The 25,003-nt window shown below is 67.2% G+C and carries 26 protein-coding genes; 18 read left to right on the top strand and 8 right to left on the bottom strand.

The genetic code is table 11. The features are described 5' to 3' along the window. Positions 1-4: 4 nt before the first annotated feature. The 8 genes from EGY25_RS01060 (at position 5) to EGY25_RS01025 (ending at position 7,478) form a co-directional block, all read left to right on the top strand. Entirely contained in the window at positions 5-277 is a 273-nt protein-coding gene (locus EGY25_RS01060; RefSeq protein WP_135193210.1) for a flagellar protein FlaG, read from the top strand. Between the two features lie 136 nt (positions 278-413). Continuing rightward, a complete protein-coding gene (locus EGY25_RS01055; protein WP_135193209.1) occupies positions 414-1,262 on the top strand; it encodes a flagellin in 849 nt (282 codons plus the stop codon). Positions 1,263-1,322: 60 nt separating this feature from the next. Next, positions 1,323-4,010, top strand: coding sequence for a transcriptional regulator (locus EGY25_RS01050; protein WP_135193208.1), 2,688 nt, complete (start codon positions 1,323-1,325; stop codon positions 4,008-4,010). Between the two features lie 81 nt (positions 4,011-4,091). Continuing rightward, positions 4,092-4,763: a hypothetical protein gene (locus EGY25_RS01045; protein ID WP_135193207.1), complete on the top strand. Its 672-nt coding sequence runs from the start codon at positions 4,092-4,094 to the stop codon at positions 4,761-4,763. Then, complete coding sequence (locus EGY25_RS01040) at positions 4,763-5,185, top strand: hypothetical protein (RefSeq protein ID WP_135193206.1); 423 nt, start codon at positions 4,763-4,765, stop codon at positions 5,183-5,185. The genes EGY25_RS01045 and EGY25_RS01040 overlap by 1 nt, the downstream gene beginning before the upstream one ends. A gap of 163 nt (positions 5,186-5,348) precedes the next feature. Beyond that, positions 5,349-5,855, top strand: a complete 507-nt coding sequence (ssb, locus tag EGY25_RS01035) for a single-stranded DNA-binding protein (protein ID WP_135193205.1) — start codon at positions 5,349-5,351, stop codon at positions 5,853-5,855. Positions 5,856-5,974: 119 nt separating this feature from the next. Next, entirely contained in the window at positions 5,975-6,913 is a 939-nt protein-coding gene (locus tag EGY25_RS01030; RefSeq protein ID WP_135193204.1) for a DMT family transporter, read from the top strand. Positions 6,914-6,944: 31 nt separating this feature from the next. After that, positions 6,945-7,478 carry a DUF1003 domain-containing protein gene (locus EGY25_RS01025; protein WP_135193203.1) on the top strand — a complete coding sequence of 178 codons (534 nt, stop codon included), beginning with the start codon at positions 6,945-6,947 and terminating at the stop codon, positions 7,476-7,478. Positions 7,479-7,516: 38 nt separating this feature from the next. Here the strand turns inward: EGY25_RS01025 and EGY25_RS01020 are convergent, their stop codons facing one another. Continuing rightward, complete coding sequence (locus tag EGY25_RS01020) at positions 7,517-8,092, bottom strand: superoxide dismutase family protein (protein ID WP_135193202.1); 576 nt, start codon at positions 8,090-8,092, stop codon at positions 7,517-7,519. Between the two features lie 122 nt (positions 8,093-8,214). Here EGY25_RS01020 and gyrA point away from each other — a divergent pair, with 122 nt between their 5' ends. The 5 genes from gyrA to EGY25_RS00995 all read left to right on the top strand — a co-directional run bounded on the left by gyrA (position 8,215) and on the right by EGY25_RS00995 (position 14,393). Continuing rightward, a complete protein-coding gene (gene gyrA / locus EGY25_RS01015; RefSeq protein ID WP_135193201.1) occupies positions 8,215-10,998 on the top strand; it encodes a DNA gyrase subunit A in 2,784 nt (927 codons plus the stop codon). 176 nt (positions 10,999-11,174) lie between these two features. Then, positions 11,175-12,035 (top strand): aminotransferase class IV, encoded by an 861-nt coding sequence (locus EGY25_RS01010; protein ID WP_135193200.1) that lies wholly within the window; start codon positions 11,175-11,177, stop codon positions 12,033-12,035. 53 nt (positions 12,036-12,088) lie between these two features. Next, entirely contained in the window at positions 12,089-12,577 is a 489-nt protein-coding gene (gene coaD / locus EGY25_RS01005; RefSeq protein ID WP_135193199.1) for a pantetheine-phosphate adenylyltransferase, read from the top strand. Between the two features lie 6 nt (positions 12,578-12,583). Continuing rightward, positions 12,584-13,489, top strand: a complete 906-nt coding sequence (locus tag EGY25_RS01000) for a peptidylprolyl isomerase (protein WP_135193198.1) — start codon at positions 12,584-12,586, stop codon at positions 13,487-13,489. 28 nt (positions 13,490-13,517) lie between these two features. Further along, positions 13,518-14,393 (top strand): peptidylprolyl isomerase, encoded by an 876-nt coding sequence (locus EGY25_RS00995; protein ID WP_135193197.1) that lies wholly within the window; start codon positions 13,518-13,520, stop codon positions 14,391-14,393. Here the strand turns inward: EGY25_RS00995 and EGY25_RS00990 are convergent, their stop codons facing one another. Continuing rightward, the gene (locus tag EGY25_RS00990) at positions 14,394-15,497 is read right to left on the bottom strand and encodes a Ppx/GppA phosphatase family protein (RefSeq protein WP_135193196.1); all 1,104 of its coding nucleotides are present in this window, start codon (positions 15,495-15,497) and stop codon (positions 14,394-14,396) included. A 146-nt stretch (positions 15,498-15,643) separates the two neighbouring features. On the opposite strand from EGY25_RS00990, the gene hspQ reads away from it, so the two are divergent. Both hspQ and phhA read left to right on the top strand, forming a co-directional pair. After that, a complete protein-coding gene (gene hspQ, locus EGY25_RS00985) occupies positions 15,644-15,952 on the top strand; it encodes a heat shock protein HspQ (protein ID WP_135193195.1) in 309 nt (102 codons plus the stop codon). Between the two features lie 66 nt (positions 15,953-16,018). Further along, on the top strand, positions 16,019-16,894 hold the full coding sequence (gene phhA, locus EGY25_RS00980) for a phenylalanine 4-monooxygenase (RefSeq protein WP_135193194.1): 876 nt from the start codon (positions 16,019-16,021) through the stop codon (positions 16,892-16,894). 6 nt (positions 16,895-16,900) lie between these two features. Here the strand turns inward: phhA and EGY25_RS00975 are convergent, their stop codons facing one another. From EGY25_RS00975 to EGY25_RS00950, 6 genes are all read right to left on the bottom strand, one after another. Next, positions 16,901-17,293: a hypothetical protein gene (locus tag EGY25_RS00975; RefSeq protein ID WP_135193193.1), complete on the bottom strand. Its 393-nt coding sequence runs from the start codon at positions 17,291-17,293 to the stop codon at positions 16,901-16,903. Positions 17,294-17,368: 75 nt separating this feature from the next. Next, positions 17,369-18,658 (bottom strand): MFS transporter, encoded by a 1,290-nt coding sequence (locus tag EGY25_RS00970; protein WP_135193192.1) that lies wholly within the window; start codon positions 18,656-18,658, stop codon positions 17,369-17,371. A gap of 8 nt (positions 18,659-18,666) precedes the next feature. Beyond that, entirely contained in the window at positions 18,667-20,004 is a 1,338-nt protein-coding gene (astB, locus tag EGY25_RS00965; protein ID WP_135193191.1) for an N-succinylarginine dihydrolase, read from the bottom strand. 151 nt (positions 20,005-20,155) lie between these two features. Further along, positions 20,156-21,574 carry a succinylglutamate-semialdehyde dehydrogenase gene (astD, locus tag EGY25_RS00960; protein ID WP_135193190.1) on the bottom strand — a complete coding sequence of 473 codons (1,419 nt, stop codon included), beginning with the start codon at positions 21,572-21,574 and terminating at the stop codon, positions 20,156-20,158. 178 nt (positions 21,575-21,752) lie between these two features. Next, the gene (locus EGY25_RS00955) at positions 21,753-22,760 is read right to left on the bottom strand and encodes an arginine N-succinyltransferase (protein WP_135193189.1); all 1,008 of its coding nucleotides are present in this window, start codon (positions 22,758-22,760) and stop codon (positions 21,753-21,755) included. 1 nt (position 22,761) lies between these two features. Further along, positions 22,762-24,012 carry a hydrolase gene (locus EGY25_RS00950; RefSeq protein WP_135193188.1) on the bottom strand — a complete coding sequence of 417 codons (1,251 nt, stop codon included), beginning with the start codon at positions 24,010-24,012 and terminating at the stop codon, positions 22,762-22,764. A 96-nt stretch (positions 24,013-24,108) separates the two neighbouring features. Here EGY25_RS00950 and EGY25_RS00945 point away from each other — a divergent pair, with 96 nt between their 5' ends. The 3 genes from EGY25_RS00945 to EGY25_RS16885 are packed head-to-tail and all read left to right on the top strand — an operon-like array spanning position 24,109 to position 24,992. Beyond that, entirely contained in the window at positions 24,109-24,651 is a 543-nt protein-coding gene (locus EGY25_RS00945; protein ID WP_135193187.1) for a hypothetical protein, read from the top strand. Continuing rightward, complete coding sequence (locus tag EGY25_RS00940; RefSeq protein ID WP_348521821.1) at positions 24,652-24,915, top strand: arsenate reductase (glutaredoxin); 264 nt, start codon at positions 24,652-24,654, stop codon at positions 24,913-24,915. It begins immediately after the preceding gene. Continuing rightward, positions 24,909-24,992 carry a hypothetical protein gene (locus EGY25_RS16885; protein WP_348521822.1) on the top strand — a complete coding sequence of 28 codons (84 nt, stop codon included), beginning with the start codon at positions 24,909-24,911 and terminating at the stop codon, positions 24,990-24,992. The genes EGY25_RS00940 and EGY25_RS16885 overlap by 7 nt, the downstream gene beginning before the upstream one ends. Positions 24,993-25,003 lie beyond the last annotated feature (11 nt).

Raw genomic sequence — 25,003 nt, 5'->3', positions numbered from 1 at the left:
AGCCATGACAAACCATGTCGCGAGAGTAACAAGCGTACCCCAGCCTGCCGCCGTGCCTTCGTCCGCATCGGTCGTCCAGCCCGAACCCCGCAACGACAACAGCGACGCCAGCCGGTATCGCCTGACGATCGAGGCGCTCGGCGACAACCGCTACGTCTACAAGGTCCTGGACCGGGTGACGGGGGAGGTGATCCGTCAGCTGCCGCGTGAAGACGTGGAGAAACTGGCCGGCGATCCGACCTATCGCGGAGGAAAGGTGGTCGACACCTCGGTCTGACGACCGTCTGTCGATCCTGATATCGTTAACGCCGCCGGCTCGCCGGACGGCGAATTCATGGTTTCTGGCGCGTTAACCCTCCGCTCACGACTCATGGTTAATACTGATGGGAACAGAACGTCCGGGGCTTGAAGCCATGACCACCAGCATCCACACCAACACCTCGGCGATGATCGCCCTGCAGAATCTGAACAGAACCAACGACCAGTTGGCTTTGACGCAGAGCCGGGTGAATACGGGCCTGAAGGTCCAGGGCGCGCGAGACAACGCCGCCGTCTGGGCCGTCGCCCAGGGACAACGGGCGGATCGTGGATCGCTCGAAGCCGTGGCTACCAGCCTGAACCGGGCGACCTCGATCGCCGACGTGTCGCTGGCGGCGGGCGAGCAGATCTCGGACCTGCTGATCGAGCTGAAGGGCAAGGCCACCGCCGCGTCGGACGAAAGCGCCACCCTGGCGATGCGGACCTCCTACAATGACGAGTTCCAGTCGCTGCTGAAGTCGATCCAGTCGTTCGCGGACAATGCGATCTTCGACGGTTCGAACATCCTGGACGGCACGGCGACCGCCGGCATCAACTTCCTGGCCAGCGCCGACGGCACCGAGACCATCACCCTGGACCGCCAGGACATGACGCTGACGGGCCTGGGTCTTGCGGCCTCCACGACGCCGGTGGCGGCGGCTCCGGACCTGTTGACCAAGGCGAACGCCGATGACGCCCTGACACGGATCAACACCGCCATCTCCACCAGCACGGCCCGCCTGGCCGAACTGGGCGCCCAGTCCAAACAGATCGAACGCCACACCACCTATGTCGGCAAGCTGTCGGACGCGCTGGAGGCCGGCATCGGCAATCTGGTGGACGCGGATCTGGCCAAGGAAAGCGCCCGCCTTCAGGCCCTGCAAGTCCAGCAGCAGCTTGGCGTTCAGGCCCTGTCGATCGCCAACCAGGCGCCGCAGATCATCCTGTCGCTCTTCAAGGGCTGATCCGACAGCTTAACGGTTCGTTATCGGGCGCAGGCGCACGATAGGGTCGGAGCCGTCTGAATGATCAACAACAGCTATCTGCTGGGTCTGTACGGGGTGACGACGGATACGTCGTCGCTATTCGGCGCAACCACGTCCGCCAAGGCCAGGAAGACCCAGCCGACGGCCCCTTGGGCCTCGACCGCCACGCCGCCCAAGGCCAGCGACATGGTGCGCGCCGCGCTGGGCGGGCGGCGACTGATCAACGAATCCGCCGTCGATCTGGATCTCGCCGGCGCCTCGGCCGACTACCGCAAGCTCTTCGCCCTGTATCAGGGGCTCAACACCCTCAGCGCGCTGGCCGACCGCGCCAACACCAAGGGGCTGAGCAGCGCCGAAGCCGCACAGGTCGGCAAGCGGTTCGAGGCCGGTCTGGCGGAAATGTCGGACTATCTGAAATCCGCCGGATTCGAAGACGTGCGGATGGTGCAGGGCGTGTCCCAATCCACGGTGAAGACCGGCTATGCGCTGGAAAAGGCGCAATCCACCTTCGTCACCGCCCCGATCCACGACGGCGCCCTGAGCGCGCCGGTCAAGGCGTTCGAGGGCGATGTGAAGTTCGCCGTCACCATCAAGACGGCGGGCGGAAGCCAGGCCGTCGATGTCGATCTGTCCGAGATGGGGGCGACGCCCCGGACGATGGACAACGTCCTGGCCCACATCAACGGCAAGCTGGAAACGGCCGGCGTCGCCACGCGCATCGAGCGTGAAATGATCGCGGCCCAGCCCAAGGTGGTCAAGAGTGGCTCCAAGACCATCACCCTGCCGGCCGGGCCGGATCAGTGGGCGCTGAAGGTGCGCGGCGCCGTGGGCGAGACGGTCGGCTTCCAGGCGGTGGACACCTCCGACGCCGTCTATGTAACCCAAGGCGGCGGGACCACAGGCGCGGCTCAATTGCTGAAGTTCCAGGCTGACGGCGGCGCGGCCCCTGCAGCCCAGCAGGGCGTGAACGATCCTTTCTGGGTCGAGGGCAGGGCGGGCCAGACCAACCTGCCCGCAGGCGTCGCCGCCGTGCGCTCCAGCGCCGTCGCGCCCGACGGCTCGATCTGGGTCGTCGCCGACCTGACGGAAGGCGACCCTAACCAGCCGATCAAGGGCGACCGCGACGTCGCTCTGCTGAAATACGATTCCGCCGGCAATCTGATGCAGACCAAGCTGTTGGGCGCCGCCTCCACCGCCAATGGCTTCTCCATCGCCGTGGACGCCGACGGCCGCGTCGCGGTCGCGGGGTCGGTGACCGGCGCGCTGGAACCGGGCAAGAGCGGCGATAGCGCCACGACCGCCGACAGTTTCGTCACCGTCTTCCAGGACGGCAAGGAGCTGTGGACCCAAAGGCGCGGCGCCAAGGCGGCGGACGAGGCGACAGAGGTCGGCTTCGGCGCCGACGGCATGGTCTATGTCGCCGGCCGTTCGAAATCGGCCATGCCCGGCCAGGCTGCTCTGGGCGGTTGGGACTCCTACCTTCAGACCTTCCAGGAAAAGCCGTTGACCGTCATCGGTCCGGTCGGCGGGGTGAACGTTTCGACCCTTCAGTTCGGCACCAATGGCGACGACTCCGTCCAGGCCATGACGGTCTCAGGCTCGGACATCTATACAGCCGGGGTCGAGAACGGACGCGCCGTCGTGCGCCGGTTCACGCTGGACAGCGCAGGCGTTCCCACCCTGTCGGCGACGCGCGACCTGGGCCTGGCCAGCGGCGCCATCGCCGGGATTTCGGTCGAGAACGGCAAGGTCGTGCTGACGGGCCAGACGGACAATCCCGCCCTGGACATCGGCACGGCGACCAACGCCCACGCCGGCGGCACCGACGTCTTCGTGGCCACCATGTCGGCCGATCTGCAGCCCGCCGCCGGCGACCGGCTGACCTATTTCGGCGGCGCTGGCAACGACACGGCTGCGGACGTCCAGATCAAGGACGGCAAGGTCTGGATCACCGGCACGAACCGCGACGCGGGCGCGGCCAAGACCGATCCGACGCGCGCCTATCTGGCGCGTCTGAACCTGGACACCGGGGCGGTCGAATACAATCAAACCTGGCGCGGCGACGGGGATCAGGTCACCCCCACCAGCCTCAGCGTCGTCTCGGGCGGCGCCAGCGTGCTGGACCGGCTGGGTCTGCCGCAGGGTGAAATTCTGCAGACGGATTCCAAGCTGCTGACCATCGGCACCTCCGCCCGCGTCGGCGACCAGTTCACCATCTCGCCGGCCAACGGCGGCCGCGCGGTCGCCGTCACCATCGACGCCAAGGACACGCTGGACACCCTGGCCAAAAAGATCATGACGGCCTCCAACCGTCAGCTGAAGGCCACGGTCATCACCGATTCCAAGGTGGTCCCGCCGGTCCAGCGCCTTCAGATCGTCGCCGCCGACAACAAGGAGGGCGCCGTCATCTCGGCCGGCGCCGTGGGCAAGGACGCGCTGGCGGCCCTGGGCTTGTCGCCCGGCTTCGTCGGCAAGACCTCGGACAAGACCGTGAAGACCTACGGCCTGAACCTGCCCAACACCCTGAACCTCAGCGACGCCGCAGGGATCAAGTCGGCCATCGAGTCGCTGGCCCAGGCCATGACGGCGGTGCGCTCCGCCTATCGTTCCCTTGGGCCGCAATCCGCGACGACCACCAACACCCAGACCGGCAACGGCTCCTCGACCGGCTATCAGCAGACGCAGCTGGCCAATTATCAGGCTGCGCTCAACCGCCTTCTCGCCTGATCGCGGCCATTGCCGTCCAAGGCGGTTGACGCCCGGCGCCCGGTCGGAGTTATTGACCTCATCATCCGCGAAAGCCCCTTCATGGCCCTTCCGAAAGACAACCGCGTCATCATCGTGGTCGGCGCTGGTCTGGTGATCATCGCCGCCGTCGTGCTGGCCCTGATCTTCACTGGCGGCGGCGACAGGACGCCGGAGGCCTCGCCCGCGTCCAAGGGCGGGCTGGTGGTCAATCTGGCCGATGCCCCTTCGCTGGAGCCGACGCGCGAGCTGCGCTGCTTCGTCGATGGTCAGTTCGTGGGCATGGCGACCCTGGCCGTCTGCGCCCAGCGAAACGGTTTGGCGACCGACGCTCTGGACGTGGGTCTGGACGCGACCGGCGCCCTGGCCGCCGCCCCCACCGCCGCCTTCGCCCCGCCGCCCGAACTGCCGGCCGTCGAGATGGCCGAGACGGCGCCGCCCGCCTATGTCGAGCAGAGCCCCGCGCCGCGACCCACGCCCGTCGCCAACGGCAGCCCCTGCCTGCGTCACAGCGGTTCCGACTGGCGCACCCTGTCTTCGAACATGAGCCTGAACGCCTGCGTCCAGGCGCTGTATGCCGGAACCTGCGTCGGACCGGGCGACGCTCAATATGGCCGCTGGGGCGATACGACGCTGCGCCTGGTGCCGCGCCGGGTGGAACAGTCAGGGGACAATTCACGTTTCCGGACGCTGGCTGAGCAGGACCGCAACTGCCAATTTCCTGGGATGAACTGATGCGCCTCGTCGTTCTCGCCGCCGTCGCAGGAACGGCCCTGCTGGGCGCCTGCTCCAACGAACCGAAATACGAGTTCGTCGATGGCGCCTGCTATTTCGTGGCGACGCCGGACAATGCCCCGCCTCGCCTGCAGAAGATCGCTGACGACCAGCCTCAGCTGGAACAGTGCGCCGCGCGTCTGGAGGAGATGCGTCTGCGCTTCCTGCGCATGGGCGGCTCGAACCAGGAGATCGCGGGCGCCTATCAGAGCCGGTTCATCTTCATTGATCGCGAGGGGGTCAAGATCGGCAAGAGCCTGAACGGCAGCCGCTTCTTCGCCATGGCCCGCACCGGCGACGGCCGCCTGGCCATCCCCGGCGCCATCCAGCGCGACGAGACGGGCCGCCCCATCGCCATCGCAGCGGACCCCGCCGCGAAGTAGGGCTTGCGTGACGTGAACAAAGGTGGAACATTTCGTTAATCCACCGGTTTGGCGGGTGCGATGTCGAAAGCGGCTGGCGATAAGGCGTCGCCCCGGTCAGACATCGGACTGAATTGACGGGGCGGGCGATGCAGTCGCCGCCTCACACGAGAAGGAAGTTTCCATGGCGGGCAGCGTCAACAAGGTCATTCTGGTCGGCAACCTGGGCCGCGATCCCGAAATCCGGTCAATGCCGAACGGCGACCGCATCGCCAACCTGTCCATCGCGACCTCGGAAACCTGGCGCGACAAGTCCTCGGGCGAGCGCAAGGAAAAGACCGAGTGGCACCGGGTCGTCATCTTCAACGACAACATCGTCAAGGTGGTCGAGAACTATGTGAAGAAGGGTTCGACCGTCTATATCGAAGGCGCGCTCCAGACCCGCAAATGGACCGACCAGCAGGGCGTCGAGAAATATTCGACCGAGATCGTGGTCAGCCGCTTCAAGGGTGAACTGACCATGCTGGGCGGCCGTTCGGAAGGCGGATCGCAAGGCGGCGGCTACAGCGGCGGCCAAGGCGGTGGTGGTCGCGGCGACGACGACTATTCCTCGGGCTTCTCCACCGGCGGCGCCAACAAGCCCAGCGGACCCAAGGAAAGCTACGACCTGAACGACGACATTCCGTTCTGAAAAGAGCCTCCGGCTTGGCGATCGATAGCTGATGGTCGCCAAGCCGGAATTCTGATCCCGAAACCTGGGGTCATCCAATGTGAGCCGACGCGCGCGCAAAGCCGTGTCATAGGCCTGTGATGACCGACGCCAATCCTGAAGTTGGGCCCGCTCCCGCGCCATTTCCCGCAAAGCCCCACGCCCTGACCGGGCTGGAGATCGCCGCCATCGTGGCGATCATTGTCGTGTGGGGGGTGAACAACGCCGGAGCCAAGCTGGCGACCGAGCATCTGTCGCCGCTGTTGGTCGGGGCGATCCGCTTCGGCATCGCCAGCGCCTGTCTGATCGCCTTCGTGCGGCCGCCGTTCCCGGACTGGAGGAGCCTGATGCTGATCGTCATCGTCGGGGGGCCGATCCAGTATGGTCTGGCCTACACCGCCTATTGGCTGGCGACCGACGTCAGCCCGGTGACCGTGGCCAACCAGCTGTGGATTCCCTTCACCACCCTGTTCGCCTTCCTGATCCTGGGCGAGCGGCTGTCCAAGGCGGCCCTGGTCGGCATGGGCGTGGCTTTCGTCGGCGTGGCCTGGATGACGCTGGACGCCCACGCCTTGCAGGACTGGAAGGCCATCTTGGTCGCCATCGCCGCCGGCGCGGCCTGGGGCGTGACGACGGTCGTCGCACGTCGCACGACCTCCATTCCGCCGCTGAAGATGCAGGGCCTGCTGGCGCTCGGCGCCTTTCCCGTCATGGCCTTCGGCTCGGCTGTGTTCGAGCATGGGCAGTGGGAGGCGGTGAAGACCGCCACCCCGATGGTCTGGGCCACGCTGTTGTGGGCCGGGATCGTGTCGTCGGTGCTGGCGACCACCCTGCTGTTCTGGCTGGTGCAGCGGCGCGAGGCGGGGCGGGTGACGCCCTATCTGCTGGTGACGCCGGTGGTGTCGATGCTGATCGGCTGGGGCTTCATGGGCGACGTGCTGACGCCGCAGATCCTGACCGGCTCGGCCATCGGCATGGGCGGGGTGGCGCTGGTCGCCCTGGCCGAACGGGGCTTGCGCGCGGGGGCCGCCAAGGCTTGATCTGTTCCTGACCGTTTCAGGAGACCCTCTCATGCCCCACGCCCCCCTCGACGCCGACCACGTCTCTCGCCGCTGGCTGGGCAAGGCGACGCACGACCTGCCGGCGAACGAGGCCAGCGTGGTCCGTAGCGCCGCCGAGCGCCGCCCGATCTCCGAGGACATCAACGAGACCTTCGACGACCGTCAGACCTTCGGCGAGCGGCTGGCGGACCGGGTGGCGACGTTTGGCGGGTCCTGGACCTTCCTGATCGCGTTCGGCCTGTTCCTGGTCGTGTGGACGGTGTTGAACCTGGTTCTCAGGCGTGACGCCTTCGACCCCTATCCCTTCATCTTCCTGAACCTGATGCTGTCGATGATCGCCGCCGCCCAGGCGCCGATCATCATGATGAGCCAGAACCGTCAGGCGCAGAAGGACCGGCTCGACGCCGGCAACGACTATCAGGTCAACCTGAAGGCCGAGATCGAGATCATGGCCTTGCTAGAAAAGGTCGAGCACCTGACCGCGCGCCAGGAAGAGCAGACCGAGCTGATCCGTCGCCTGCTGGCGCAAAAAGAAGCCCGCTGAACAGGGTCCAGCGGGCTGATCTCAACGTCAAAGAAAGCTTAGCTCGCGCTGAGCGCCGCGCAAGCCACCCGGTCGCCCGCGCCGCCGATGGGCTGGGTCGAATGGTCGTCGGGATTGGCGTGGATGATGATGGCCGAGCCGTCGGCGTCCCAGAGCCACTGGCCGGGGCCTTCCGACGAGATGCGAGCGCGGGGGGTGAACAGTTCAGCGTTCACCTTGCCGTCTGCGCCCGCCCAGATGTTGGGCAGGTCGCCGTCGTCCGGGCCCGCCGCGTTCAGCAGGCCGTGCGGGGCCTTGGGCTCGCCGTGGTTGATGTGGGCGCCGGACGAGGTGAAGGGCGCGGCGCATTCGCCGGTCGCATGGATGTGGATGCCGTGCCAGCCGGGCGTCAGGCCCGAGGCCTCGACCTTGATCACCAGGCCGGTCGGCCCCTGGCGCAGGTCGACGCGGCCGATGTTGGCGCCAGACGCGTTGATCAGAACCGCCTGTCCCGTCGCGCCGACAGGCGCGCGTTCGACGTGGGTTTGCGGGGCGTTTCGGGTCGCGGCGCAGGCCGTCGTCAGGGCCAGCGGCGAGGCGATCATGAGGGCGGCGGCGAGGGTGTGGACGCGCATATGGAAAGTCCTTTCAGAGACGGGCTTTCACGGCGACGTCGCTTTGCCACCGAGCCCCTGGAATGCTAGAAATCGTCACAGCGGATCACGTTCCGATTCCGGCCGCATAAAGCCACGCTTCATTGACCGACGACAGCTACGAAAACGCCGCAACTCCGATCAACGGTCGAGGCGGCGGCTCCGACATTTCCACGATCACGATCGAGGACGAACTGAAGCGTTCGTACCTCGACTACGCCATGAGCGTGATCGTCTCGCGCGCCCTTCCTGACGCCCGTGACGGGCTCAAGCCGGTTCACCGTCGCATCCTGTATTCGATGCACGACCTGAACATGACGCCCGAGCGCAGCTATTCGAAATGCGCCCGCGTGGTCGGCGACGTGCTGGGCCGGTTCCACCCCCACGGCGACGCCTCGGTCTATATGGCCCTGGTGCGGATGGCCCAGCCCTTCTCGATGGGGCTGATGCTGGTCGACGGCCAAGGCAACTTCGGCTCTGTCGACGGCGATATGCCCGCCTCGATGCGTTACACCGAGGCCAAGATGGCCCCGGCCGCCGTCGCCCTGATGGCCGACATCGACAAGGACACCGTCGATTTCCAGCCCAACTATGACGAGAAGGAGCTGGAGCCGGTCGTACTGCCGAGCCGGATTCCGAACCTGCTGGTCAATGGCGCGGGCGGCATCGCCGTCGGCATGGCGACCAATATCCCGCCGCACAATCTGGGCGAGGTCGTGGATGCGGCCCTGGCCCTGCTGGACGACCCCAACATCACCGACGACGCCCTGCTGGACATCGTGCCCGGTCCCGACTTCCCGACCGGGGGTGAGATCATGGGCCGCACCGCGCCGCGCAACGCCCTGCGTGACGGTCGCGGCTCGGTCGTCGTGCGCGGCCGCGCCTCGGTGGAAGAGATCCGCAAGGATCGCGAAGCCATCGTCGTCACCGAGCTGCCGTTCCAGGTCAACAAACAGACCCTGATCGAACGCATCGCCGAAATGGTGCGCGAGAAGCGTCTGGAAGGCATCTCCGACGTCCGCGACGAGTCCGACCGCCAGGGCATGCGGATCGTCATCGAGCTGAAGCGCGACGCCTCCGGCGACGTGATCCTGAACCAGCTGTGGCGCTATACGGCGATGCAGAGCTCGTTCGGCGTCAACATGCTGGCGCTGAACCACGGCCGGCCCGAGCAGATGGGCCTGCGCGACCTGCTGCAAATCTTCCTCGAATTCCGCGAGGAAGTCGTCGTTCGCCGCGTCAAGTTCGAGCTGAACAAAGCGCGTGATCGCGGCCACGTCCTGGTCGGTCTCGCCGTCGCCGTCGCCAATATCGACGAAGTGATCCACATCATCCGCTCCTCGGCCGATCCGACCGAGGCGCGCGAGCGGCTGCAAGGCAAGGCCTGGCCCGTCGGCGACATGATGGCCCTGGTCGAACTGATCGCCGATCCGCGTAGCGTCGTCATCAACGGCGACAGCCTGCAATTGACCGACGAACAGGCCCGCGCCATCCTGGCCCTGACCCTGTCGCGCCTGACCGGCCTTGGCCGTGACGACATCTTCGGCGAGGCACGCGGCCTGGCCGATACGATCCAGGGTCACCTGACCATCCTGTCGGACCGCAAGAACGTCCTGGCCATCATTCGTGACGACCTGATCGCGGTGAAGGATCAGTTCGCCGTGCCGCGTCGCACCCTGATCGGGGAAGGCGACGGCGAGATGGAGGACGAGGACCTGATCCCGCGCGAGGACATGGTCGTCACCGTCACCCACGGCGGCTACGTCAAGCGCGTCGCCCTGAACGCCTATCGGACCCAGCATCGCGGCGGCAAGGGCAAGTCCGGCATGACGATGAAGGACGAGGACGCCATCACCGGCGTGTTCAGCGCCTCGACCCACACGCCGGTCCTGTTCTTCGCCACCAACGGCAAGGCCTACAAGTTGAAGACCTGGCGCCTGCCGCTGGGCAATCCGACCTCGCGCGGCAAGGCCTTCGTCAACCTGCTGCCCATCGAGCCGGGCGACAGCATCATGAATGTCCTGCCCCTGCCCGAGGACGAGACGACCTGGGGCGACTACGACATCATGTTCGCCACCCAGGCGGGCGACGTGCGCCGTAACAAGCTGTCGGACTTCGCCACCGTCAACCGCGCCGGCAAGATCGCCATGAAGCTGGAAGGCGACGACCGCATGGTCGGCGTCGGCCTGTGCACCGCCGACGACGACATCCTGCTGACCACGGCCCTGGGCCGCGCAATCCGCTTCAAGGCCGACGACGTGCGCGTGTTCAAGGGCCGGGATTCGACCGGCGTCCGGGGCGTGCGCCTGCAGGAAGGCGACGAGGTCATCTCCATGGCCATCCTGGGCCGCGTCGACGCCACGCCCGAAGAACGCTCGGCCTACGTCAAACACGCCAACGCCATGCGCAAGGCTCTGGCCGGCGCGGACGCGGAAGAGGATGTCGCAACTCCTGCCGAAGCCGAGGACGACGTCGCCGATGCCGCCCTGACGGTCGAGCGGATCGCCCAACTGGGCGCCGCCGAACAGTTCATCCTGACGGTCACCGAGACCGGATTCGGCAAGCGCTCCTCGGCCTATGAGTATCGCCGCACCGGTCGTGGCGGCCAGGGTCTGACGGCTCACGGCCTGGGCGGTCGCGCGGGCACGCGCCTGGCGGCGGCCTTCCCGGTCGAGGAAACCGACGACCTGCTGCTGGTCACCTCGGGCGGCCAGATGATCCGCACCCGCATCGATCAGGTCCGCATCGTCGGCCGCTCCAGCCAGGGCGTCACCATCTTCCGCACCGCCAAGGACGAAAAGGTTGTCTCGGTCGAACGCCTGCCCGACAGCGGCGGTTCGGATGAGGCGGACGTCGCGGGTGAAGAGGGCGGCGAGACCGAAGCCTAAAACCAAGACCCGCTCCCATCGGGAGAGGGCTTGAGCGCCCGAGAGCGTAGCGATCGGCAAGCGCGAAAGGGTGAGGGGTTACGCTGTGCGACGCGATCGACACCGTAACCCCTCATCCGGCCCTCCGGGCCACCTTCTCCCTCTGGGAGAAGGAAGGAATATTGCGGAGGTTTTGGTTGGACATCCTGATCGACGGCCACCCCGCATCGCCTGAAGACCTCGCCCACCAGGCCTTGGTCAACTACGGCGCCTACACCTCCTTTCGCGTCGAGAACGGCGCCGCTCGCGGACTAGATCTTCACCTCGCCCGCCTGAATCAGGCCGCCGTCGAACTGTTCGGCGAAAGCCCTGGCGAGGCCGAGTTTTGCCGCCTGATGGCCTTCGCCGTCGCCGACCGCGACGCCTGCTGGCTCCGCGTCAGCCTGTTCTCGCCCGAGATCGGCCATCGCAACCCGTCCTTCGTCGGCAGGCCCAAGGTGATGACGATGGTCTCGCCCGCGCCGCCGCCGCTGGCGAGCAGCGTACGCGTCGCCTCGTTCTCCTACGAACGCGAAGCCCCGCATCTGAAACACTTGGCGACCTTCGGCCTGATCCGCGCGCGCCGCGCCGCACGCGCCGCTGGTTTCGACGACGCCCTATTCGTGGACGGGCAGGGGCAGGTGTCCGAGGGCACATTGTGGAACATCGGCTTCGTCCAGGGCGACCGCATCGTCTGGCCCCAGGCCCCGATGCTGGCGGGCGTGACCCAGGCGGTGATCCAGCGCGGCCTGGCCGAGGCGGGCCTGGCCTCGGAAACCCGGCCGGTCTCGCTTTCAGAAATCTCCGCCTTCGACGCCGCCTTCCTGTGCAACAGCGCCACGCCTGTCTGTCCCATCACGGCCATCGACGGCGTCGCCTTCGCCAACGATCCGGCTCTGCTGGCCCGGATCGAGGCCGCCTGGTCCGCCCAGCCGCCGCAACCCATCGCGACCCGCGACGATGACGACCGTGACGATGACGATGACGATGACGATGGCGTCAGCCGGCTAGGCCGCTGATTTCGCACCTGCTAGACGACCGCAACGGCACGCGACAGGCTGGGGAGACACGCATGCGCATCGGACTTTATCCGGGCACCTTCGACCCGGTGACGAACGGGCATACCGACATCATCAAGCGCGCGCTGAAGCTGGTGGACCGGCTGGTCATCGGCGTGGCCCAGAACGACGACAAGGGCCCGCTGTTCTCCACCGCCGAGCGCGTCGAGATGCTCGAGGCGGAGGTCGCCAGCTTCGGCGGCGACATCGTGGTCCAGCCCTTTTCGACCCTGCTGATGCATTTCGCGGAAGAGCTGGACGCCAACGTCATCATCCGGGGTCTGCGCGCCGTCGCCGACTTCGAATACGAGTTCCAGATGACGGCGATGAACCAGCGCCTCAATCAGGACATCGAGACGGTATTTTTGATGGCCGATCCGCGTCATCAGGCCATCGCCTCGCGGCTGGTCAAGGAGATCGCCCGGCTGGACGGCGCGATCGACAGTTTCGTCAGCCCCGCCATCGCCGAGCGCGTGCGGGCCAAGGTCAAGAACGGGATTTGATAGACTATGCGCAAGGCGATCATCGCGGCGACCGTCGCCGCCCTTCTGGCGAGCGGCGCGGCCCAAGCCCAGGCTCAGGCTCAGGCTCAGGCTCAGGTTCAGGCTGCGGCCGTGGCCGTGGCCCAGACCACGCCCGCGGCCTCCGACTGGCGCACCATCGCGCCGGAAAACCTGCTGGTCATCGACACGTCCAAAGGCCGCGTGCTGGTCGAGCTGGTCCCGGTCGCGGCGCCCAATCATGCCGAACGCATCCGCACCCTGGCCAACCAGGGCTTCTATGACGGTCTGAAGTTCCACCGCGTCATCCCTGAATTCATGGCGCAAACCGGCGACCCGCAAGGCACGGGCGAGGGCGGCAGCGAGCTTCCCGACCTAAAGGCCGAGTTCAGCTTCCGCCGTGGTCGCGACGCCGGCTTCGTCGCCGTGCCAAGCGTCGGCGCCGGCGTGCGCGGTCTGGTCAGCGACCTGCCGGTCCAGACTCAGCCCGACGCCCAGATGATGGTCACCGCCGACTTCAAGGTCGACGCCCACGGCCTGTTCTGCCCCGGCGTGCTGGGCATGGCCCGCTCGGGCGCGCCCGACAGCGCCAACAGCCAGTTCTTCCTGATGATGGGCGCGCGCGACCAACTGGACGGCGTCTATACGGCCTTCGGTCGCGTGGTCTCGGGCCTGGACGTGGTGGGCAAGCTGAAGAAGGGCTCGGACGCCGAGGACGGCAAGGTCACCGATCCCGACACCATGACCCAGGTCCGCATGGCGTCGGCCATGCCGGAGGCCAGCCGTCCGACGGTGCGCGTCCTGAACGCAAGCAGCGCCGCCTTCGCCGAGCGGATCGCCGCCACACGCTCTGCGCGCGGTAACGGCTTCAGCATCTGCGACGTGCAGCCAGTGGCTGAGGTCACTGGCGGCTGACGCTTTCAAGACGACGGGGTAGGGGACGATGACCATTCGCACACTGATGATCGCCACGGCCATGCTGACCGCGACGTCCGGGGCCGCCCTGGCCCAGGACGCGACCGCCGTGCCTGCGCCCCCGCCGCCTCCAGCCGAGTGGCGCACCGTCGCGCCCGAGAACCTGCTGGTCATCGACACCAGCAAGGGACAGGTCCTGGTCGAGCTGGCGCCCCAGATCGCCCCGGCCCATGTCGAACGGATCAAGCTGCTGGCCTCGCGCGGCTTCTATGACAATCTGGTCTGGCACCGGGTGATCGACTGGTTCATGGCCCAGACCGGCGACCCGCTGGGCACGGGCGAGGGGCAGAGCTGGTATCCCGACCTGAAGGGCGAATTCACCTTCCGCCGCGGGGCGGATATGGCCTTCACCCCCGTCGCGGCCCCCGTCGGCACCCTGGTCGGCTTCGTCGATTCCATTCCCGTCCAGACCCAGCCCGACGCCCTTATGTCGGGCACCGGCGACAACAAGGTCCACGGCTGGGCGCTTTACTGCCCCGGCGTCGCGGGCATGGCCCGTGACGAGGGCAATGACACCGCCAACAGCCAGTTCTTCCTGATGCGCCAGGCCTATCCGGCGCTGGACAAACGCTACACCGTCTGGGGCCGCGTCGTGTCCGGTCTGGACGTGGTGCGCGCTCTGAAGGCCAGCGGCACGCCCGACGGCCTCGTCCAGGGGCCGGATCAGATGACGCGCGTCCGCGTCGCCTCGGACCTGCCCGCTGCTGAACGCCCCACGGCGTCGGTTCTAAACACCAACTCCGCCACCTTCCAGACCCTGGTGCAGCAGGCGCGTCAGGCGCGCGGCGCGGACTTCTCGGTGTGCGACATCGAACTGCCGGTGCGGATCACGCCTGCGGCCTGATCAGGCGGCGGGCACCGTTCCTCTACCCCGACCGCGCCGACGCCTGCGGCTCTTCGTCGGCTTTTTGTCCTCGCGCATCCGCTGCAGCAGCAGGCCTTCGCGCAGGCCCCGGTCCGCGACCCGCACCCGCTCGGACGGCCAGGCCCGCTGGACCGCCTCCAGAATGGCCGCCCCCGCCAGCACCAGGTCCGCCCGGTCGGGACCGATGCAGGCCTCACGCGCCCGCCCTTCAGGCCCGAGAGCTTTCAGCCGATCCGCCGCCGCCTCGCACTCTCCGCGCGTCATCCACAACCCATCGACCCGGTCGCGGTTATAGCGGGGCAGGTTCAGGTGGATGCCTGCCAAGCTGGTGATCGCCCCCGAAGTGCCGACCAGATGGGCCCGGTCCTGGCGGAACAGCTCCAGCATCGGTTCATCGACGATGCCGCCGGCCGCGATCGCCGCGCCCATGTCCGCGACCATGGCTTCGTACCAGGCCTCGCCCGAGTTCGGGGGCTCCGGGTGCCGCTCGGCCAGGGTCACCACCCCGACCGGCGCCGACATCCAGGCTGTGGTGGTCCATTCCACGTCTTCGCGCTTCAGCCACGACATCTCGGTCGAACCGCCGCCGACATCGATGACCAGCACCGCTTCGGCCTTGGGATCGATCAGGTTCAGACACCCTTCGACCGCCAACTGCGCCTCTTCCGACGGATCGATTATCCGCAGCCGCAGACCCGTCCCCTTGCGCACCCGGTCGATGAAGTCGGCGCCGTTCTCGGCCGCGCGACAGGCCTGGGTGGCGACGGCGCTCAGGCGGGCCGAGTCTACGCCCTTCCTGACGATCCGCTCGGCGCACAGGGCCAGGGCGTCATAGGCCCGGTCCATGGCGCGGGGGTCGAGCAGGCCCGTCCGCGACAGCCCTTCGCCCAGCCTCACGATGCGGCTGAAGCTGTCGACGACGCGAAAGCCTTCGCGCGACGGCCGCGCGATCAGCAGCCGACAATTGTTGGTCCCCAGATCGAGCGCGCCATACAGCGGCGCATCCCGACCCGACGCATCCCGCGAACGGGAAGGCTGGGACCGCTCGTCGCGCCGTCGGGGCGCGCCGTGGGTCTCCGGCATGGGTCGTCATTCCGATGTGGGCGGTCCAAAACGGCGCCCGTCCCGATCAGCCTAACCCGCGAAGATCGTCCGCGCCAAGCCATTCTGTCAGGAAGATGAACAGACCTGTCGGCGTGGGGGTCATACGCCGCGTCGTATCAACAGGGATGACCCGGATTTACACCGCCCGCTTCGCCATCGGCCAGATCGTTCGCCACCGCGACGACGCCTTTCGCGGCGTGGTGATGGACGTGGACCACGCCTATGACGGTCCGGCCGGCGAGACCGGCCTGGTCGCCGCGGATCAGCCCTTCTACCGCGTCTATGCTCTGGGCGAAGACGGCGGTTTCGTCGCCTATGCGGCCGAGGCGGTGCTTGAGGACGGTCGATCCGTCCTGCTGCCCGACGATGCCGAGCGTTGGTTCACGACCGACGGCCTGGGCCACCATGCGCCTCTGGATGAACAACTGCACTGACTTTTGGACTGGCGGTTGGAAGGCGCGGCGGCTCCGGGCTAGACTGTCGGCAAAAGAGGAAAGCCCATGTCCGACTTCGAACACGTCTTCGAACAGCCGCCCGAGGGCGCGGCCGCCGACTGGACCATTCCCCAGAACTGGGCCGCCTATACCGAGGTCGAGCACCAGACCTGGGACACCCTGTACGCCCGCCAGATGAAGATTCTGCCTGGCCGCGCCTGCGACGCCTTTCTGCGCGGGCTGGACGCGCTGGACCTGAACGCCGGCGGCATTCCCGACTTCGACGTGATCAATCCCAAGCTCCAGGCCCTGACCGGCTGGACCGTGGTCTGCGTGCCCGGCTTGGTGCCGGACGAGGTCTTCTTCGACCATCTGGCCAACCGCCGCTTCGTCTCGGGCCAGTTCATCAGGAAGCCGGACCAACTGGACTACCTCCAGGAGCCCGACATCTTCCACGACGTCTTCGGCCATGTGCCCATGCTGACCGACCCCGATTTCGCCGCCTATATGGAGGCCTATGGCAAGGGCGGCCAACGCGCGGCCGGCCTGGGCATGCTGCCCAACCTGGCGCGTCTGTATTGGTACACGGTGGAGTTTGGCCTGATGAAGGACACCGACGGCCTGCGCATCTATGGCGCTGGCATCGTCTCGTCCTCGACCGAGAGCGTCTTTGCGTTAGATGACCCGTCGCCCAACCGCCTGGGCTTCGACCTGGAGCGGGTGATGCGCACCCTCTACCGGATCGATGATTTCCAGCAGGTCTATTTCGTCATCGACAGTTTGGAAGCGCTGAAGGACGAGACGCTCAAGGACTTCGGCCCGGTCTATGCGGCGCTGAAGGGGCAGGCCGACCTGCCCATCGAGACCGTTCTGCCGTCCGATCAGGTCTTTACGCGCGGCACCCAGGCCTACGCACAGCGCGGCGGGCGTTTCGCGGCCTGAAAAAGGTCAGTGTGCGACGAAGGTGGCCGAAACTTCTGCCCCTTGCGCCGGCATGGTCAGAACGCATTCCGTTTCGTCCGCGCTCGCCTCGCAGCCTCGCCATTCGACATGCCAGCCAAGTGTACCGGGATTCTCGGCCTTAAGGCGGATGGGCGTCCCTGCGGGTGTACGAATCCAGCATAGGCGTGGGGCCTCATAGGCGTCGTACTGAAATCGCGTTGGGCCGCAGCGTACGCCAACCGGGTCGCTGCGAACGATGGCGTTATGGGTCGCGCCGCCTGACGCCGTAACGCTCAGCAGCGGATCGACGCGATGCGCCTCGACGATGATGTCGTTCAGGGTGGTCGGTTCCGCTTGCTGCCCATAAGCAATGGCCAGCGGGGCTAGAAGTATAAACAAGGCGAGCGCTCGATACGGTTATGCGACTGTCATCGAACCGTATGAACCTCTGTACACGCGCCTTCAAGCGAGCGATCAGGTGTGCGTAATCAGGCTGTTGTGCTTCGTATCGCGCATGCGGATGAAGGTGAACAGCGACAGTCCGATCATGCCCGTGACGTACCAGAAGAAGACGCTCTCCACGCCCGCGCCCTTCAGCCATAGAGCCACATATTCCGCCGTGCCGCCGAACACCGCATTGGCGATGGCATAGGGCAGGGCCACGCCAAGCGCGCGGATGTGGGCGGGAAACAGCTCGGCCTTCACCACCGCATTGATCGCCGTATAGCCCGACACGATCACCAACCCGGCCAGCGCCAGCAGGAAGGCGACGAACGGGCTCTCGACCGTCGACAGCGCGGTCATGATCGGCACGGTGCACAGCACCCCCAGTACGCCGAAAGCGATCATCACCGGACGTCGCCCCACCCGGTCCGAAAGCGCGCCCACCGCCGGCTGCAACAGCATGAAGATGAACAGGGCCGCCGCGCTGATCTCGGTCGCCGTGTTCTTGGGAAAGCCCGTCGTGTTGACCAGGAATTTCTGCAGGTAGGTCGTGTAGGTGTAGAAGGCCAGGGTGCCGCCGGCGGTCAGGCCCAGCACCATCAACGCCTCCTTGGGGTGTTTCAGGATCAACTGCATGGCGCTGGATTTCGGCGCGTCCTTCACGTCGGATGCCTTGTGCGTCTCGTCCAGCCGGCGACGCAGCCAGAAGACGATGACGGCCAGACCCGCACCGACGAAGAACGGAATGCGCCAGCCCCACGACGCCAGCGCCGTCTCGCTGAGCGTATTCTGCAGCACGATCAGCAGCAGCAGTGCGATCAGCTGGCCCGAGATCAGGGTGACGTACTGGAAACTGGACCAGAAGCCGCGCCGATGCGGCTCGGCCATTTCCGACAGATAGGTGGCGCTGGACCCGTATTCGCCGCCGACGCTAAGCCCCTGAAGCAACCGTGCGAACAGCAGCAGGGCCGGCGCCGCCAGACCGATGGTCCCATAGCCTGGCGTCACGCCGATGATCAGCGAGCCGGTGCACATCAGCGTCACCGACAGCGTCAGCCCCGCCTTGCGCCCCTTGCGGTCGGCATAGACGCCCATGATCCACGCCCCGATCGGCCGCATCAGGAAGCCAACCGCAAACACGGCGGCGGCGCTCAGCAACTGGGCGGTGGGGTTTTCGCTGGGAAAGAAGACCGGCGCGAAATACAGGGTGAAGGCCGCATAGGCGTACCAGTCGAACCACTCCACCAGATTGCCGGCGGACCCGCCGACGATGTTTCTGAGGCGGCGGGCGGGGCTCATGGGAGAGGAGGGTGTGGTCATTTGACGCATCAAACGCCCTGGAACGGATAGAAGCTCCCCCCAAGCTTCAGAATATTTGTCAGGTCGTCCAACGCCCCGCGCGTCTCGTCCAGCAGGGCTGGATCGGCCAGATCGGCGGGCCGCAGTTCGTCGCGATACCAACGGTTGGCCCAGGCTGAGAGGTCGGCGTGCAGGGCGTCCGTCAGCCGCATGGCCGGATTCGTCGCCGCCAACTCCGCCGCGTTCAGCACGACCCGCAGACGAAGACACGCCGGCCCGCCGCCGTTGCGCATCGACTGGCGCACATCGACATACTCCACCCGACCGATGGGGCGGTTGGAGGCGGCTAGGGATTGCGCCACCGCATGGCTGCGCGGGTTGTCGCGGGTCTCGGTCGGGCAGATCAGGGTCAGGCGATCCTCGCCCGGAATCTGGATCAGCATGGAGTTGAACAGATAGCTGCTGATGGCGTCGGCCAGCGGCAGGTCGGCGGACGAGACCTCGACGAAGATCGGTTCGAACAGACCGTCCGCCGCACGGCGGATGGCGTCCTGTGTTCCCGCCGTGTCCTCGAACGCCAGGTCGTGGAAGAACAGGGTCTCCAGCGCCCCGACGCAGACCACATCGTTGTGGAAGGTCCCGCCGGCGATTGCGGCCTTGGATTGCTGAGCCAGGACCACGCCCGACGCCTCATGGCGACGCGCGATAGCCTGCGACGCCTCGCGCGTCTGACGCGCAGGATAGGGACCGTCCCAAGGCTCGAACGCCTCGCGGCCCCAGACCAGCAGGTTGATGCCCGGCGCCCCATGCTCAGCGCACAGGCGCACATGGTTGGCGGCGCCCTCGTCGGCCAGGTGCGCGACCGGGGGCAGGGCGTCGTGAACGGCGAACCGCGGCGTGTCGGGGAACAGGGCGCCCAGCGCCCGCTTCGTCTGCTGGTGTTCCAGCGATCGGTGCAGGTTGGTGATCAGGTTGGCGGGGGTGAAATGCACCCGGCCATCTGCCGCGTCCGCGCTGGGCGTCACCGTCGCGGCGTTGGCGGCCCACATGGGCGAGGCCGAACAGGCGGCGGCGGCGAAGCTGGGCGCATCCTTCCACGCCCGTTCCAGCACCTGGGCGTCCGATCCCGTGAATCCCAGCGTCCGCAAGAAGGGGATGTTCGGCCGTTCGTGCGGGGGCAGGACGAACTGGGGCAGACCCAGGTCCGCCAGGGTCTTCATCTTGTCGAGCCCCTGCAGCACCGCCGCCCGCGGATTCGACGCCTCGCCCTTGTTCAGGCTTGACGCCAGATTGCCCGGCGACAGACCGGCGTAGGAGTGCGTCGGCCCGATCAGGCCGTCGGCATTGGCTTCGACGGCTTTCACCAAGGCTCTCCCTCCCCTTCATGGGGAGGGGCGGCGACGCGGCAGCGGAGCCGGGGTGGGGAAGTATGAAGTCGTGCAGGCCTCGTCGTACCCCACCCTGATCGCTGCGCGATCGTCCCTCCCCATAAAGGGGAGGGAGAGGCATCGCGCACTCTCACGCCCTCAATCCCTTGATCTCGCCCTCGATGTTGGCGACCGCATTGGCCTCGAAGGTCGCCACCGGGTAGGCGCAATAGTCCGCCGCATAGTAGGCGCTGGGCCGGTGATTGCCGCTGGCCCCCAGACCCCCGAACGGCATGTCGCCCGCCGCCCCCGTCGTCGGGCGGTTGAAGTTGACCACGCCCGCGCGGATGCGGCGGATGAAGTGGTCCCAGTTGGCCGGGTCGTCGCTGACCAGACCGGCGGACAGGCCGTATCGGGTCGCATTCGCCGCCTGGATCGCCGCGTCGAAGGTCGCAACGCGCGTCACCGACAGGAAGGGGGCGAATATCTCCTCGTCCGGCACGTCGATCCCGGTCACGTCGATGATGGCCGGTTTGACGAAGGCGCCGGGCAGGTTGGCGACGGAACCCGAGGCGCGGATGACCCTGGCCCCCCTGTCGATCCGGTCCTGCAAGGCCTTCAGCGCCGCCTCGGCCGCGCGGGCCGAGATCAGCGGCCCGGCGTAGGGTTCGGGATCGCTGTCCCACGGGCCGAACACCAGCCGGTCGGACAGGGCGGCGATGGCTTCTATGATGGCGTCGCCCTGCGGCCCTTCAGGCACGATCAGGCGACGCGCACACGAGCAGCGCTGGCCAGTGGTGATGAAAGCCGACTGAACCGCGATCCCGGCCACGGCCTCGGCATCCGCCGCGTCCCAGACGACCAACGGATTATTGCCGCCCAGCTCCAGCGCCAGGATGACGTGGGGATCGTCGGCGAACTTCCTGCGGAAGTGCGCGCCGGCCGCGCCGGACCCCGTGAACATCAGGGCGTCGATCCCGGCGTCCAGCAGAGCTGCGCCGGTCTCGCGTCCGCCCTGAACCACATTGACCACGCCGGTCGGCAGGTCGGCGGCGGCGAAAGCCTCGGCCATCACCTGACCGACCAGAGGCGTCTCTTCCGACGGCTTGAACACCACGGTGTCGCCCGCCAGCAGCGCCGGGACGATGTGGCCGTTGGGCAGGTGGCCGGGGAAGTTAAACGGGCCAAGCACAGCCGCCACCCCGTGCGGACGGTGACGCAGGGTCGCGCGGCCGAAGGCGGTGTCGCTGGAGCGTTCGCCGGTGCGTTCGTCATAGGCGCGGATCGAGATGTCCACCTTGCCGATCATGGCGGCGGCCTCGGTCTTGGTCTCCCACAGAGGCTTGCCGGTCTCGCGCGCGATGGCCTCGGCGATCTGGGGCGCGCGTTCCTTCAGCACGGCCTGATAGCGTTTGACCGCGTCGATCCGGTCCTGGCGCGGACGGTCGGCCCAGTCGGGGAAGGCGGCGCGGGCGGCGTCCACGGCGGACTGCACCTGCGCCGGACTGGCGGCCTCGCCTTCCCAGTTGGTGGCTTCGGTGGCGGGGTCGATGGATTTGAACAGGGTCATGATTGCACTCCCCTTCTCCCCTCGGGGGAGAAGGTGGCTCGCGGAGCGAGACGGATGAGGGGGTTGCCAGATGCGGGGTCGATGTTTGACGCGAGGAACTGCTGAACCAGCCCCCTCATCCGAGCGGCTTCGCCGCCCACCTTCTCCCCCGAGGGGAGAAGGAATGTGCGCGCGACGGTCATGATTTCACGCGGACAGTGGCGCCGGCCTTGATCTTCAGCGCGGCGGCGGTTTCGGCGGTCAGGCGCACGGTGTCGCCCTCGATGTCCGCCTTGGCGCGGACGGCGCGGAAGGCGGCGATGCTGTCGGTCGAGATCAGGGCCGGCAGTTCGGCCTCGACCGACCCGACGATCTCGACCGTCAGGCGGCGGGCATCGCGCACGGTGCGGATATTGTCGCGCCCGCACGACACGGTCGGTCCGGCATCGAAGATGTCCACCAGGCCGTTGGGCCGAAACCCTTCGCTTTCCAGCAGGGCCATGGCCGGCACCCCTTGCGGATGCACCTTGCCGATCACCGCGCGCGCCGGTTCGGGCAGCAGCTCGGTATAGATCGGGTGGCGCGGGGCCAGGTCCAGGATGAACTGCTTGTCGGTCGAACCGCTCATCCGGTCGGCGTGGTCGAACTCCATCGGGAAGAATTTGTGCGCCACATGGTCCCAGAACGGACAGGCGCCGTCGGGCGTGAACACCCCGCGCAACTCGGCCAGCACATTCTCGGCGAACAGTTCGGGCTGGGCGCCGATCAGCATGTAGCGCGACTGGCTGAGCAGACGCCCCGCGCCGCCCTTGCGCCGATCCGCCTTAAGGAACAGCGAGCCGACCTCCGTCCAGCCGGTGCATTCATTGACCAGCACCAGGGTCTGGTGATCCAGCTTGACCCCCAGCGACGGCGACGACGCCGTATTGTGGACCACCCGGAACGAGAAGAAAGGCCGCTTCAGCCCCACCGTCGCCTTGACCGATCCGACCCCGTCGATGTCGCCGGTGTCGCCGTCTTCCAGCATCAATGTGTACCAGGCCTCCTGCGGCGTGACCCCGCCCCGGAAACTGGCCTGGCTCAGCTCCAGCCGGTCGGACAGTGCGTCGGGGTCTTCGGGCAGGCTGGTGAAGCCGGGACCGGACAGGATGGCCAGCTCCAGCAGATGATCGAGATCGGCAGGGCCGGCGGGACGGACGACGAGCATTCTACAGGGTTTCCATCCGCAGGGATTTCAGTTTGGCCGCGTCGATCTCGCCCGACGCGATCTTGCAAAGGATCAGGGCGCTCAGCTGGGCGCGTTCGACGAAGCTGTCGGGCCAGGCGAACTCCTGGTCCGAATGGATGTCGCCGCCTCGCACCCCCAGGGTGTCGATGTTGGGCAGGCCGGCGGCGTGCAGATTGTTGCCCTCGCACACCCCGCCTGACGGCTTCCAGGCGATGGGCTGGCCCAGCAGGGCGCCGGCTTCCTTCACCGCCTCGAACAGGGCGGTCTGGGCGGCGTCCATCGGCTTGGGCGCACGGGTGAAGCCGCCGTGCAGGTCCAGGGTCAGCCCCTCGAACGGTGGCGCGGCGGCGATGGCGCGGACCGAGGCGTCGATCCAGTCGGCGGCGGCCTTGTCCGGCACGCGCACGTTGAAGCGGACCACTGCGTTGTCGGCGACGACGTTCAGCGCGCCCCCGCCTGAGATCTTGGCCACATTGACGGTGACGCCTTCATGTTGACCGTTAAGCCCGTGCAGGGCGGCGGCGATGATCGCAGCGCCCGCCACCGCATTGCGGCCTTCTTCGAAGGCGCGACCGGCGTGGGCGGCCTTGCCGGTCACGATCAGATGATAGTTGCCGCTGCCCTTGCGCGCTCCCGCCAGCGTCCCGTCCGCCAGCGCCGGCTCATAGGTCAGGCCGACATGGCCCCGCGCGCCCAGTTCAGCCAGCAGGGGCGCGGAGGCCGGCGAGCCGATCTCCTCGTCGGGGCTCAGCAGCACGGTCCAGCCGACGCCGTGCCGGTCGGGATGGGTCTCGAACGCCTCCAGCGCGGCCAGCAACACGCTGATCCCCCCCTTCATGTCCGCCACGCCGGGACCATTCAGGGCGCCGTCCGCGCGGGTCGTCACCGTCTGGAACCGACTGTCGGCGGGGAAGACGGTGTCGTAGTGGCCGGTCAGGACGACCTGGATCGGCGCATCGGGCCGGGCGGTGATCTTCAGGGCGTCGGCATGGGCCTCTGCCCGCACCGAACCGTCGTCGCCGACGCTGGTCGAACCTTGCGTCGCGATACGCTCGACTGTGGCGGGCAGGGCTTTCGCCGCCCCTTCCAGCGCATCCAGCACGGCGTTCAGTCCGGCGGCGTTGCGGCTGCCGGAGTTGATGTTGGCCCAGTCGATGGTGCGCCCGATGATGGCCTCGCGTCGCGCGGCGACGTGGTCGAGGACGGCCTGGTCAGAGGTCAGAATCCGCATCGGCCGGACCCTAGACGCCCCGACTGCAAAGGTGAAGGTCGGGGCCTGTAAGTCGTCGCCGATCACCGCTAGTTTCCACCCGAACAGGGACGCGACATGACACGCACGACGATCGATCTGTGGCTTCGGGCCATGAACCCGCTGATCTTGCCGCGCGGCATGGCCGAGGCGCAACGCTCGGCGCGGTCCATGGTGATCGGCTTAGGAATTGCTCTGGTTGTCGGCCTGATTCCCACCTGGTGGATGTTCACCTCCGGCTGGTTCGACACGGCGATGAGCGCCGAATACACCCGCATGGGCCTGTCGTCCGATGAGGTCGCGATGCAGCGCGAGTTCATGAAGGTGATCTGGCCCTACGCCATCGGCTTCGGTGCGATCTTTTCCGTGATCCTATACGGGGCCTTGGCTGCGGTTCAGTGGCGGATGATGACGCGCGCGATCCCGATCATCATGCTGGCCCTTATGGCCTACAGTCTGGTGGCCAATATGGGCATGCGGCTGCTGGGGTCGATGCCCGCCCCCGAACTGCCGCTGTGGATCCTCTTGACCACCTGGCCGGCGGCCGCCGTCTCCACCGTCATCTATGTGGCGTCCCTGCAGGGCGCCATGCTGCTCCACCGCCTGCGCAACGAGCCCTGAATGACCGCCGTCATCTTCCACAATCCGAAATGCGGCACATCTCGCAACGCCCTGGCGCTGCTGCGCGAGCGGGGCGTCGAGCCGACGGTGGTCGAGTATCTGAAGACCGGCTGGGACCGCGCGACGCTGGAGCGATTGGCGACCCGGACCGGCGTCGGTCTGGCAGGCCTGTTGCGCAGGAAGGAGGCGGACGCCCAAGCCCTCCTGGACTCAGGCGCCGACGATGAAACCATACTGGCCGCCGCCATCGCCCGCCGATCCTGATCGAACGCCCCATCGTCGAAACCGAAAAGGGCGCCGTCATCGGCCGACCGGTGGAGCGGGTGCTGGAGGTTCTCTAGCTGCGGGGCCG

Origin of the sequence: Brevundimonas intermedia (genome assembly GCF_004614235.1) — a bacterium.
Lineage (GTDB): Bacteria > Pseudomonadota > Alphaproteobacteria > Caulobacterales > Caulobacteraceae > Brevundimonas > Brevundimonas intermedia_A.
Note: the sequence above shows the minus strand (reverse complement) of the source record. Positions and strands in the feature narration are given on the sequence as shown.

Bases quoted from the DNA above. Each gene is read 5' to 3' on its own strand.
- EGY25_RS01060 (WP_135193210.1), top strand. From the start codon at position 5: ATGACAAACCATGTCGCGAGAGTAACAAGCGTACCCCAGCCTGCCGCC.
- EGY25_RS01055 (WP_135193209.1), top strand. From the start codon at position 414: ATGACCACCAGCATCCACACCAACACCTCGGCGATGATCGCCCTGCAG.
- EGY25_RS01050 (WP_135193208.1), top strand. From the start codon at position 1,323: ATGATCAACAACAGCTATCTGCTGGGTCTGTACGGGGTGACGACGGAT.
- EGY25_RS01045 (WP_135193207.1), top strand. From the start codon at position 4,092: ATGGCCCTTCCGAAAGACAACCGCGTCATCATCGTGGTCGGCGCTGGT.
- EGY25_RS01040 (WP_135193206.1), top strand. From the start codon at position 4,763: ATGCGCCTCGTCGTTCTCGCCGCCGTCGCAGGAACGGCCCTGCTGGGC.
- ssb (WP_135193205.1), top strand. From the start codon at position 5,349: ATGGCGGGCAGCGTCAACAAGGTCATTCTGGTCGGCAACCTGGGCCGC.
- EGY25_RS01030 (WP_135193204.1), top strand. From the start codon at position 5,975: ATGACCGACGCCAATCCTGAAGTTGGGCCCGCTCCCGCGCCATTTCCC.
- EGY25_RS01025 (WP_135193203.1), top strand. From the start codon at position 6,945: ATGCCCCACGCCCCCCTCGACGCCGACCACGTCTCTCGCCGCTGGCTG.
- EGY25_RS01020 (WP_135193202.1), bottom strand. From the start codon at position 8,092: ATGCGCGTCCACACCCTCGCCGCCGCCCTCATGATCGCCTCGCCGCTG.
- coaD (WP_135193199.1), top strand. From the start codon at position 12,089: ATGCGCATCGGACTTTATCCGGGCACCTTCGACCCGGTGACGAACGGG.
- EGY25_RS01000 (WP_135193198.1), top strand. From the start codon at position 12,584: ATGCGCAAGGCGATCATCGCGGCGACCGTCGCCGCCCTTCTGGCGAGC.
- EGY25_RS00995 (WP_135193197.1), top strand. From the start codon at position 13,518: ATGACCATTCGCACACTGATGATCGCCACGGCCATGCTGACCGCGACG.
- EGY25_RS00990 (WP_135193196.1), bottom strand. From the start codon at position 15,497: ATGCCGGAGACCCACGGCGCGCCCCGACGGCGCGACGAGCGGTCCCAG.
- hspQ (WP_135193195.1), top strand. From the start codon at position 15,644: ATGACCCGGATTTACACCGCCCGCTTCGCCATCGGCCAGATCGTTCGC.
- phhA (WP_135193194.1), top strand. From the start codon at position 16,019: ATGTCCGACTTCGAACACGTCTTCGAACAGCCGCCCGAGGGCGCGGCC.
- EGY25_RS00970 (WP_135193192.1), bottom strand. From the start codon at position 18,658: ATGACCACACCCTCCTCTCCCATGAGCCCCGCCCGCCGCCTCAGAAAC.
- astD (WP_135193190.1), bottom strand. From the start codon at position 21,574: ATGACCCTGTTCAAATCCATCGACCCCGCCACCGAAGCCACCAACTGG.
- EGY25_RS00955 (WP_135193189.1), bottom strand. From the start codon at position 22,760: ATGCTCGTCGTCCGTCCCGCCGGCCCTGCCGATCTCGATCATCTGCTG.
- EGY25_RS00950 (WP_135193188.1), bottom strand. From the start codon at position 24,012: ATGCGGATTCTGACCTCTGACCAGGCCGTCCTCGACCACGTCGCCGCG.
- EGY25_RS00945 (WP_135193187.1), top strand. From the start codon at position 24,109: ATGACACGCACGACGATCGATCTGTGGCTTCGGGCCATGAACCCGCTG.
- EGY25_RS00940 (WP_348521821.1), top strand. From the start codon at position 24,652: ATGACCGCCGTCATCTTCCACAATCCGAAATGCGGCACATCTCGCAAC.